A 10,388-nucleotide genomic window follows, 5' to 3' on the forward strand; every position below is an offset into this window, starting at 1 on the left:
AAGGCGAAAGCCAAGCCCGACGCTGGATCCGTACGAGAGTGCGAAACGGGCGTTCCAGAGCGGTTGGCGATGGATGGTTGTCCAGGCTGGCTGAATGGTAAGGCGCTTTCCACCACAGAGGCACCGCCGCGGGACGGCTCAGACCCGCAGCTGGGCCAGGCGTTGGGCCAGGACCAACGCCTCGTCGGCCTGGGTGACGTTGGTGAAGCCCAGCAGCAGTCCCTGGCGTTGCGGCGCGGCCAGATACCAGCGTGACAGCGCCTGGACCGCCAGCCCCTTGGCCTGGGCCGCGGCCGCCCAGGCCTGGTCTTCGCCATCCTCCAGGCGGGCCAGCAGGTGCAGGCCGCCGGCCTGGAGGTCGATTCCTACACGCTCGCCGAGGCTGCTGCTGAGGGCCTCGGCCAACCACTGGCGGCGTTGCCGATAGAGCGTGCGCATCCGATTCAGATGACGGGCGAAGTGGCCTTCCGCCAGGAAGCTCGCCACAGTGGCCTGCCACAGCGGCGGGACATGGTTGTGCCGGCGGTCCGCGCTGGCGGCGAAGCTGTCCACCAGCCGGGGAGGTACCACCAGATAGGCCAGGCGCAGGGCGGGAAACAGCACCTTGCTGAAGGTGCCGGTGTAGAGCACCCTGCCGCCGTCATCCAGGCTCTTGAGCGCCGGTAGCGGTTTGCCCAGGTAGCGGAATTCGCTGTCGTAGTCGTCCTCGATGACCCAGGCATCGGCTTGGCGCGCCCAGTCCAGCAGCGCCAGCCGCCGGGGCAAGGCGAGGGAGACGCCCAACGGACTCTGGTGGCTCGGGGTGACCAGGGCGCAGCGGGCATGGGGTGCCTGGGCGAGGCCGGCAGCGACGTCCAGCCCCCGGTTGTCCACCGATACCGGCACCAGTTCAAGGCGTGCGGCCTGCAGCGCCTGACGGGCGATGAAGTAGCCCGGTTCCTCGAACCAGCAGGCATCGCCAGGCGCCAGCAGGGTCTGGACCACCAGGTCCAGGCAGGCGCGGTAACCGGCGCAGACGAACACCTGTTCCGGGCTGCAGGTGATCCCGCGGGACAGCCCCAGGTAGGTGGCGATGGCCGCCCGCAGGCCAGCGTGGCCGCAGGCGTCCGGATAGACCAGGCCGTCTACGCCGGCGCCGCGCAGCTCACGGGCGGCCAGGCGGGTCCAGAGCTTGCGTGGAAAGGCGTCCAGGGCCGGTAGGCCCAGCTGCAGTGGTAGGGGGGCGCCGCCGGTGTGGGTCAGCGCGATGGCCGGGGCGGGCAGCGCGGTCGCGGCAGCGGGCGGAGCGGCTCGGCTCCATTGCGGCGAGACGATGGTTCCCGCTGGCCCGCGGGGCACCAGAAAGCCTTCGGCGATCAATTGCTGGTAGGCCGCCTCCACCGTCCCTCGGGCCACATTGAGTTCCGCCGCCAGGGCGCGCACCGCCGGTACCCGGTCGCCGGGACGCAGCCGGCCTTCGTCCAGGGCGTCGCGGAAGCGCTGGTACAGCTGCCGGTAGAGGGGCAGGGCGAGACGCTTGTCGAGGGCGGCGGAGAGGGTCATGGCCTAGTCGTTTGTCGCTTTCTTGGCCCTATAGCCTAGGGCATGCGCCGGCTAGAGTGGCGCCATCTTGAATGGAGACCTGCCCCATGGCCCTGACCTTCCACCACGTGGAACCGGATTCGCCCCTGTGTCCGGCCAGCTTTACGCTGATGCGCGAGTTGCGCCCACAGCTCGTCGACGCCCAGGCGTATCAGCATCAGCTCCAGCGCCAGGCCGCCCAGGGCTATCGGTTGCTGGCCGCCTGCGTCGCAGGCGAGCTGGTCGGCCTGGCCGGCTATCGCGAACTGGAAAACCTGCTGTACGGCCGCTTCGTCTATGTCGACGACCTGGTGGTCCAGCCAGGGTGCCAGCGCGGAGGGCTGGGCGCGCAACTGCTCGCCGCCGTGCGCGTCGAGGCCGTACAGCGTGGCTGCGCGCACCTCATCCTGGACACCGGCTTGCACATGCCCCTGGCCCAGCGCTTCTACTTCCGCCAAGGTTTGCTCGCCCGTGGCCTGCATTTCGCCGAACGGCTGACCGGGGAGGGGCGGGCATGAAGACCGTCCTCTCCCTCAACGCCAGTCCGCGCCCGGTCAGTTCCCACGGGTATCGCCTGGCCGGCGAGTTGCTCGGGGCCTTGCGCCACGGCCACCCCGGCGTTCAGGTGCTGGAACGCGATCTCGCCACCGAGCCCCTGCCGCCGCTCAGCGCCGACTACGCCGCTGCCCTGACCCGGCGCACGCCATCTGAGGCACCGGTGTTCGCTCTGTCGGAAGCCCTCATCGCCGAGCTTGAGGCCAGCGAGTTGCTGCTGATCAACGCACCGCTGCACAACTTCACCCTGCCGGCGGCGCTCAAGCTGTGGCTGGACTACGTGTTGCGCATCGGCCGCACCTTCGCCGCCACCGCCGAGGGCAAGGTCGGCCTGCTGGCCGATCGCCCGGTCTATCTGCTTGTCGGCTCGGGTGGCCGCCACCGCGGTCCGGAGGCACGTCAGCCAGACTTCTTCACCTCCTACCTGCGCCATGCCCTGGGCACCCTGGGGCTGTTCGACCTGCACTTCTGCTATCTCGAAGGCCTGGTCGGCGATCCCCACAGGGTTTCCGACACCCTGGCCCGCGCGCGCCTGCAGCTTTCCCAGGAGGTGCCCTTCCGGCATCTCGATCCTTCCCCCACGACCCTCCCGGAGTGAATCATGAGTCTGCTACGCCTGCCGTTTTCCACCCTGTCTCCCGCTGCCTACCAGGGCCTGGTGGCCACCAGCCAGGCCCTGGCTGACAGTTCGCTCGGCCTGCCGCTGGTGGAGCTGGTCTACCTGCGCATTTCCCAGATCAACGGCTGCGCCTTCTGCCTCGGCAAGCACGCCCAGACCCTGCGCGAGCAGGGCATCGCCCAGGCCAAGCTCGACCGCCTGGCCGGCTGGCGGATCAGCGAGCTGTTCGATGCCCGCGAACGCGCCGCCCTGGAGTGGGCCGAGACCCTCACGCACGTCAGTGACAAGGGGGCGCCTGACGCTCTCTATGAGCCCCTCAAGGCCCACTTCAGCGACGCCGAGATCTCCGACCTGACGATGGTGGTGGCGCTGATGAATGCCTTCAACCGCCTGGCGGTGGGGATGAAGCTCTAGGGCTGGCTATTGCCCCCGATAGCCAGGACCGCGAGCCCGCCATTGCCGCTCTCGGGCATCCCGACGTGGAACCCGACGAGCGGACCGGCTAGGTACCGGGCTGTTCGAGCAGGCAGGGGCGCCGCCGCGACGGCTTGCCTCGATCCAGCGCAACCCGAGTCACGGCGGGTGCTCGAGCTCCTATCGACCGCTATCGAGAGGTGCCCCTAGTGCCCAGAATTCACCCTTGAAAACCTTCTTTTCCCAGTCCGAATTCGCCACGGTCGCGCTTTTGACAGCTCTGGAATGCTGTGCTTAGGTTCCTTGGGCCCTGTTGAGTTATGTCTTCTTATGACATGACCATTTCCAGCAGGCCGCCCTCGTGGTCAGGAAAATCCTGCAGGGCACAGGCAGCGTACCAGGTGGAACGTGGTTCTCCCGGCAGCTCAGGTGTCAGGCCAGATACCCGCTTCACCTTCTTCCGCTTGCGGACCCCGGTCGAAGGTAGCCCCATGGAATACGTCCACCAGATCTTGAACCAGGCCCCGGAACTGGCGCTGTTCCTCTCCCTGGCCCTCGGCTACTGGATCGGCAGCATCCAGTTCGGCAAGTTCCAGCTCGGCGGGGTCGCCGGTTCGCTGCTGGTGGCGGTGGTCCTCAGCCAGGTCGGCATCAGCATCGACAACGGCATCAAGTCAGTGCTCTTCGCGCTGTTCATCTATGCCGTGGGCTTCGAGAGCGGGCCGCAATTCTTTCGCTCCCTGGGGCGTCAGTCCCTGCGCGAGATCGTCCTGGCCGCGGTGATGGCGCTCAGCGGCCTGCTGACCATCATCGCCTGCGCCCGGCTGTTCGGTCTCGACAAGGGCATCGCCGCCGGAATCGCCGCTGGCTCCATGACCCAGTCGGCCATCATCGGCACCGCCAGCGCGGCCATCGCCAAGCTCGACCTGCCGTTGGAACAGATCCAGGTGCTGCAGGGCAATGTCGCCGTGGGCTACGCCGTGACCTACATCTTCGGCTCCTTCGGCGCCATCATCCTCTGCGTCAATGTGCTGCCCTGGTTCATGAAGCGCAGCATCCGCGACGATGCCACTAGGGCCGAGGCCGAGTTGCTGGCCGGCGCCAAGGTCTACGGACCGGGGGAATTGCCGGCCATCCCGCCGCTGGTGGGCCGTCTCTATCGCATCGACCAGGCCGCCGGCCAGACCGTAGAGCAACTGGAGGTGGGCGGCCAGGGCGATTCCCAGGCGAGCCTGACCATCGAGCGCATCAAGCGCGACGGCGCCTTGATCGGGGTCAGCCCGACGACCGTGCTGGAAGCCGGCGACGTGGTGCTGGTGGTAGGGCGCCGCGCCGGGGTGGTGGCCATCGCCGCGCGGCTGGGCGCCGAGCTGCAATCCTCGCCCGACATGGACGTGGTGGTGGTGCAACGCGACGTCAGCCTCGACAACCCCACCTTCATCGGCCGCCGCGTGGCCGAGATCCGCCAGGCGGCCAATCGGGCCCTGCGCCATGGCGTCTACGTGGTGGGCGTGAAACGCGCCGGGCGACCGCTGGCCCTGGAACCGGACACCGTCATCGAGGCGGGCGACCTGGTCACCCTCTACGGCACTCCCGACGACATCCAGCGCGTCGCCCAGCAGGTCGGCTCCCTCGTCGTGCCCAGCGACAAGACCGACTTCGTCTTTCATGGCTTCGGCCTGGCGGTGGGCCTGCTCATCGGTCTGATCGTGATCCGCCTGGGCGCCATCCCCCTGACCTTGGGCAGCGGCGGCGGGGCGCTGATCGCCGGGCTGGTGTTCGGCTGGTATCGCAGTCGCCACCTGACCCGGGGCAACCTGCCGTTGCCGGCCTCGACGCTGTTGCGCGACCTCGGCCTGGCCGGCTTCGTGGCGGTGGTGGGCTTGCAATCCGGACGCCAGGCGGTGGAGACCATCGCCACCCAGGGCCTCTCCATCTTCCTGATCGGGGTAGTGGTTTGCGTGGTGCCCATCGTCATCACCATCCTGGTCGGCCGCTACCTCCTGCGTTACGACAACCTGGCGCTGTTCGCCGGGGCCGTCGCCGGTGCCCGCAGTGCCAATCCAGCCTTCGGCGAGGTACTGGACAAGGCCGGCAACTCCATCCCCACGGTGCCCTTCGCGGTCACCTACGCCCTGGCCAACGTGTTCCTCACCCTGCTCGGGCCACTGGTGGTGGCCTTCGCCTAACCGAAAGAGGCAAGACATGAGCGAAGCCCAAGACGATTACGCCCAATACGCCAAGCTGAGTCCCTTCGAGCTCAAGGACGAACTGATCAAGCTCGCCTCCGGCAGCGAGAACCGCCTGATGCTCAATGCCGGGCGTGGCAATCCCAACTTCCTGGCGACCCTGCCGCGGCGGGCCTTCTTCCGCCTCGGCCTGTTCGCCACCAGCGAGGCCGAGCTGTCCTATTCCTACATGCCCCATGGGGTCGGCGGGCTACCGCAGATCGATGGCATCGAGGCACGCTTCGAGCGCTACACCGCCGAGCACCGCGACCAGCCCGGGGTGCTGTTCCTGGCCAAGAGCCTGAGCTACGTGCGCGACCAGCTGGGACTCTCGGCCTCGGCCTTTCTCCACGAGATGGTGGAAGGCATCCTCGGCGTCAACTACCCGGTGCCGCCGCGCATGCTGAGGATCTCCGAGCAGGTGGTCAGTCACTACATCGTCAAGGAGATGATCGGTGGCTACGTCCCCGCGGGTTCCGTCGATCTCTTCGCCGTGGAAGGCGGCACGGCGGCCATGACCTACATCTTCCACTCGCTGCAGCAGAACGGCCTGGTCAGGCGCGGCGACAAGGTGGCCATCGGCATGCCGGCCTTCACCCCCTACATCGAGATCCCGGAGCTGGAGGAATTCGGTCTGGAGCAGGTGCACATCCACGCCGATCCCCAGGCCAACTGGCAGTACCCCGAGGCCGAACTCGACAAGTTGCGCGATCCGGCGATCAAGATCTTCTTCTGCATCAACCCCAGCAACCCGGCCTCGGTGAAGATGGACGACCGCAGCCTGGCCACCGTTGCCCGTCTCGTCGCCGAGGCGCGTCCGGACCTTTTCATTCTCACCGACGATGTCTACGGTACCTTCGCCGACGACTTCCGCTCGCTGTTCGCCACCTGCCCGCGCAACACCCTGCTGGTGTATTCCCTCTCCAAGTACTTCGGTGCCACGGGCTGGCGGCTGGGGGTGATAGGGGCGCACCAGGACAGCATCTTCGACCAGGCCCTGGCCGAACTGCCCGAGGAGACCAAGGCTTCTCTCGACCGCCGCTACGGCAGCCTGCTGCCGGACGTGCGCAGCCTCAAGTTCCTCGACCGCCTCGTCGCCGACAGCCGCACCGTGGCCCTCAACCACACCGCCGGGCTCTCCACCCCGCAGCAGGTGCAGATGGTGCTGTTCGCGCTGTTCGCCCTGATGGACGAAAGCGACGGCTACAAGACCGAACTGAAGAAGCTGGTGCGCCGCCGCGAAGCCGCCCTCTATCGCGAACTGGGCGTCGCCCCGGAAAGCGACCCCAATGCCGTCGACTACTACACCCTGCTGGATCTGGAAAACCTGGCGCGCAAGCTCCATGGCGACGCCTTCGCCACCTGGGTGAAGGCCAAGTTCAGCAGCGGCGACCTGCTGTTCCGCATCGCCAAGGAGACCGGCATCGTGCTCCTGCCCGGCAAGGGCTTCGGCACCCAGCAACCGGCCGCCCGGGTGTCCCTGGCCAACCTCAACGAATACGAATACGCCAACATCGGTCGCTCGCTGCGGGCCATGGCGGAGCAATACTTCGCCCAGTTCGAGAGCGAGGAGGGTGGCGCCCAGCCGAAGCCTTGAGCGGGCTCGCGCCTGATCACCCGCCGGGCCAGGCGCGGGCTATACTGGGTCTTTCCACACGACTCCAGGACGCAGCATGGCCACCGATACCTCGAAGCTGGATCGCATCCTCGCCGAGACCCAGCGCGAGCGCGAACGCGGCTACCGCGACAAGGCGCTGAAGATGTATCCCCACGTCTGCGGCCGCTGCGCCCGGGAATTCTCCGGCAAGCGCCTGAGCGAGCTGACCGTGCACCATCGTGACCACAACCACGACAACAATCCCCAGGACGGCTCCAACTGGGAATTGCTATGCCTGTACTGCCACGACAACGAGCACAGCCGCTACACCGACCAGCAGTACTTCAGCGACAGCTCCCTGAGTACCCCCAAGGTGGCCCAGGCCACCCACAATCCCTTCGCGGGGCTGGCGGGGTTGTTGAAGAAGGAGTGAGGGCGCGGGCGGTCTGGCTCCCAGCGGCCGGCATCCGCCTTCACTGGGGCAATCCATGGCGCCTACCCGTCTATCGAGGCGCCATGGAGCTGCCCTGGCGCCTCATCGGCACCTGGGCACCGCGCCGGCAGGCGGTGGTGCTGATCTCCAGGGGCGCCGGACGGTTACCTGGGTAGCCCGGTCGAGGTCACCGCTTCAAGGCGAGTCAGCTATCGCGCCTTAGCACTTCCTTACGACAATGCACCATGGCATCGCGAATCATGAAGTTGACCAGGGTAGGGGACACTCCCAGGTCCCGGGCGATGTCCTTTTGCGGGCGGCCATGGAGCCGATAGGCCTCGAAGGCATAGCGCGTCCGCTCCGGAAGTTGCGCCAAGGCCTCCTCCACCACTTCGAGCGTCTGCTGCTGGGTATTGATCTCTTCAGGAGTGGCGTAGTGATTGACGACCGCCAGCCCCTCTTCTTCAGGCGCGGCGTAGCGGTGTTCCAGCGTCTGTTTGCGGTAGTGATCGATGGAGAGGTTGCGGACGACTTGGAAGAGATAGCTGATCTGCGATCGGATGTTCGACAAGGACGACCGTTTCAGGCGGAAAAAGGCGTCCTGCACCACATCCTCGGCGTGGCTACGGCAGCCGGTGATACGGGTGGCCACGCTGAGCAGGGAGGGCCGATTGGTCAGATAGATTTCTTGCAGGGACTCGAAACCTTCTTGAGGAAGAGGATCGGGGCGAACGGACATAGCTTGGCCTCCTGCTGAAATGGGACTCTAATCTAATGTTAATGAGAATGGTTTACAATAGTTTTACAAACGGCACCTTGCCTGCCATAGGCGTGTCGTTCGGTTCGTGGTGACACCGCTCGCCTGGTCCGCATTCGGCTGACTGAGCGCGCCCACCCGTGATCAGCAGCTAATTAATCTCTTCGGTCACGCGTCTTCCTTTGAGCAATGGCTTACACCCTCGAGCGAATCGCGGGTGGCACGCCCCTATCCAGAGGAGAATTGAGATGGCCTTTGATCAAGAAGACGCGACCTTCAAGGTGCTGGTGAACCACGAAGAGCAGTACTCGCTGTGGCCGGACTACAAGGCGGTGCCCGCAGGCTGGCGCGAGACCGGGGCTCGCGGCTCCAAGCAGGAATGTCTGGACTACGTCGAGCGTACCTGGACCGACATGCGGCCGTTGAGTCTGCGCCAGGCCATGGAAGCCCAGGCAGGCGAGTAAGCCATGGGTCTGCACCTGTTCTGCCTGCCCCATTCCGGCGCCAGCGCCATGGTCTACGCCCGCTGGCGGCGACTCCTGCCCGCCTGGATCGAGGTGCGGCCGGTGGAGTTGCCGGGCCGCGGTCGGCGCTTCGACGAGCCGTTCGCCACCGATCTGCGCAGCCTCGCGCGCCAGCTGGCCGGCGAGATCGTGCCGGCCATCACACAGCCCTATGCCCTCTTCGGCCACAGCCTCGGTGCCTTGCTGGCCCTGGAGATGGCCCATGCCCTGGGCGAGCAGGGCGCGCCGATGCCGTGCGCGCTACTGGCCTCCGGCACCGAGGCGCCGACTCGGCGTGACGATGCCGAGCTGCGCGGGCCGCTCTCCGACGACCTGCTGATCGCGCGGCTGCGCAGCCTGGGCGGGACGGATCCGGCGGTGCTCGAAGACGCCGAGTTGCTGGCCCTGACCCTGCCGGTGTTGCGCGCCGACTTCCACCTCTGTGGGCATTACCAGCCCCTGGCGCGGCCGCCCCTCGACTGCCCGTTGCACGTCTTCGCCGGCCGCGAGGATGACGCCAGCGAAGCGGTCATGCAGGCCTGGCGGCAGGAGACCCGCGGTCCCTTCACCCTGGATTGGTTCCCGGGCGACCACTTCTTCATCAACAGCCAGGAGGCCGCGGTACTCGCAGCACTCGTGGCTCACCTGCAAGCGGCCGTCGCGGCGGCCGGGGAGACGAGGCCCGCATGAACACCGAACTGTTCCGTATCGAGACGCTGCCCGGGGTACCGGGCGCGCTACCCCTGCTGGTCGAGGCCCGCGAGCCGGGTGTCGATCTGCTCGAGGCCCAGGCGTTGCTGCGACCGCTGGTGGACGAGCGCCTGGAACGTTGCGGCGGGCTGCTGTTCCGTGGCTTCAGCGTGGGGGAGGCCGAGCGCTTTCGCAGCTTCGCCGCCGGCTTCGGTCAGCCGTTGCTCAACTACGAGTTCGGCTCGACGCCACGCAGTAACGTGACCCAGGGGGTGTACACCTCCACCGAGTATCCGGCGCACCAGCATATCCCCCTGCACAACGAGCAGGCCTATACCCGTGAGTGGCCACTGCGCATCTGGTTCTACAGCCTGGTGGCGGCCGCTCGCGGTGGCGAGACGCCGATCGCCGACAGTCGCGCCCTCTACGCGCGGATGGGTACGGCGATCCGCGAACGCTTCGAGGCGCGCGGCCTGCTCTACACCCGCAACTTCGGTAACGGCCTGGACGTGCCCTGGGAACAGGTGTTCAACACCTCCGATCGCCAGGTCGTGGAAGCCTATTGTCGAGCGCGCGGTATCGATTGCCTGTGGAAGGACGATGGCGAGTTGCGCACGCGCCAGCGCTGCCAGGCTACCGCCCGGCACCCGCGTACCGGGGAGGCGGTGTGGTTCAACCAGGCTCACCTGTTCCACGTCTCCAACCTGCCGCCCGAGGTGCGCGAGTCGCTGCTGGAGATCGTCGACGAGGAGGATCTGCCGCGTAACGTCTACTACGGCGACGGTAGCCCCATCGAGGTCGACCTGCTGGACGACGTACGGGGCGTACTGGAAGAGGAAAAGGTCAGTTTTCCCTGGCAGAGCGGCGATGTCCTGATGCTCGACAACATGCTGGCCGCCCATGCCCGCGCCCCGTTCGAAGGGCCACGCAAGGTCATCGTGGCCATGGCCGAAGGCCATTCCAACCTCAATGAAACCCTCTGAACACGGCTCTCTCCGCGGAGCTGCGTTCGCCTGCCTACAGGACGATGCA

Annotated in this window: 11 protein-coding genes; 9 read left to right on the forward strand and 2 right to left on the reverse strand. The window is 66.8% G+C overall.

What is annotated here, in order from left to right; translation table 11 throughout:
* Window positions 1-138: 138 nt before the first annotated feature.
* Window positions 139-1,542 (reverse strand): MocR-like pyridoxine biosynthesis transcription factor PdxR, encoded by a 1,404-nt coding sequence (pdxR, locus tag AR540_RS04160; RefSeq protein WP_059226576.1) that lies wholly within the window; start codon window positions 1,540-1,542, stop codon window positions 139-141.
* 86 nt (window positions 1,543-1,628) lie between these two features.
* Here pdxR and AR540_RS04165 point away from each other — a divergent pair, with 86 nt between their 5' ends.
* From AR540_RS04165 to AR540_RS04190, 6 genes are all read left to right on the forward strand, one after another.
* Window positions 1,629-2,078 carry a GNAT family N-acetyltransferase gene (locus tag AR540_RS04165; RefSeq protein WP_059226577.1) on the forward strand — a complete coding sequence of 150 codons (450 nt, stop codon included), beginning with the start codon at window positions 1,629-1,631 and terminating at the stop codon, window positions 2,076-2,078.
* Window positions 2,075-2,713 carry an FMN-dependent NADH-azoreductase gene (locus AR540_RS04170; protein ID WP_059226578.1) on the forward strand — a complete coding sequence of 213 codons (639 nt, stop codon included), beginning with the start codon at window positions 2,075-2,077 and terminating at the stop codon, window positions 2,711-2,713. Before AR540_RS04165 ends, AR540_RS04170 begins: the two co-directional genes overlap by 4 nt.
* A gap of 3 nt (window positions 2,714-2,716) precedes the next feature.
* Window positions 2,717-3,148 (forward strand): carboxymuconolactone decarboxylase family protein, encoded by a 432-nt coding sequence (locus AR540_RS04175; protein ID WP_059226579.1) that lies wholly within the window; start codon window positions 2,717-2,719, stop codon window positions 3,146-3,148.
* A 491-nt stretch (window positions 3,149-3,639) separates the two neighbouring features.
* Window positions 3,640-5,337, forward strand: a complete 1,698-nt coding sequence (aspT, locus tag AR540_RS04180) for an aspartate-alanine antiporter (protein WP_059226580.1) — start codon at window positions 3,640-3,642, stop codon at window positions 5,335-5,337.
* 16 nt (window positions 5,338-5,353) lie between these two features.
* Window positions 5,354-6,973, forward strand: a complete 1,620-nt coding sequence (locus tag AR540_RS04185; RefSeq protein ID WP_059226581.1) for a bifunctional aspartate transaminase/aspartate 4-decarboxylase — start codon at window positions 5,354-5,356, stop codon at window positions 6,971-6,973.
* Between the two features lie 76 nt (window positions 6,974-7,049).
* On the forward strand, window positions 7,050-7,406 hold the full coding sequence (locus AR540_RS04190; protein ID WP_059226582.1) for a YajD family HNH nuclease: 357 nt from the start codon (window positions 7,050-7,052) through the stop codon (window positions 7,404-7,406).
* 205 nt (window positions 7,407-7,611) lie between these two features.
* On the opposite strand, the gene AR540_RS04195 is transcribed toward AR540_RS04190, so the two are convergent.
* Window positions 7,612-8,145: an RNA polymerase factor sigma-70 gene (locus AR540_RS04195; RefSeq protein WP_059226583.1), complete on the reverse strand. Its 534-nt coding sequence runs from the start codon at window positions 8,143-8,145 to the stop codon at window positions 7,612-7,614.
* A gap of 266 nt (window positions 8,146-8,411) precedes the next feature.
* On the opposite strand from AR540_RS04195, the gene AR540_RS04200 reads away from it, so the two are divergent.
* Genes AR540_RS04200 through AR540_RS04210 form a run of 3 tightly spaced genes read left to right on the forward strand, consistent with a single transcriptional unit; the run spans window position 8,412 to window position 10,339 of the window.
* On the forward strand, window positions 8,412-8,627 hold the full coding sequence (locus AR540_RS04200; protein ID WP_059226584.1) for an MbtH family protein: 216 nt from the start codon (window positions 8,412-8,414) through the stop codon (window positions 8,625-8,627).
* 3 nt (window positions 8,628-8,630) lie between these two features.
* Entirely contained in the window at window positions 8,631-9,356 is a 726-nt protein-coding gene (locus tag AR540_RS04205; RefSeq protein WP_059226585.1) for a thioesterase II family protein, read from the forward strand.
* On the forward strand, window positions 9,353-10,339 hold the full coding sequence (locus AR540_RS04210) for a TauD/TfdA family dioxygenase (RefSeq protein ID WP_059226586.1): 987 nt from the start codon (window positions 9,353-9,355) through the stop codon (window positions 10,337-10,339). Before AR540_RS04205 ends, AR540_RS04210 begins: the two co-directional genes overlap by 4 nt.
* Window positions 10,340-10,388: the final 49 nt, after the last annotated feature.

This window comes from Pseudomonas sp. EpS/L25, from assembly GCF_001512295.1.
Lineage (GTDB): Bacteria > Pseudomonadota > Gammaproteobacteria > Pseudomonadales > Pseudomonadaceae > Chryseomonas.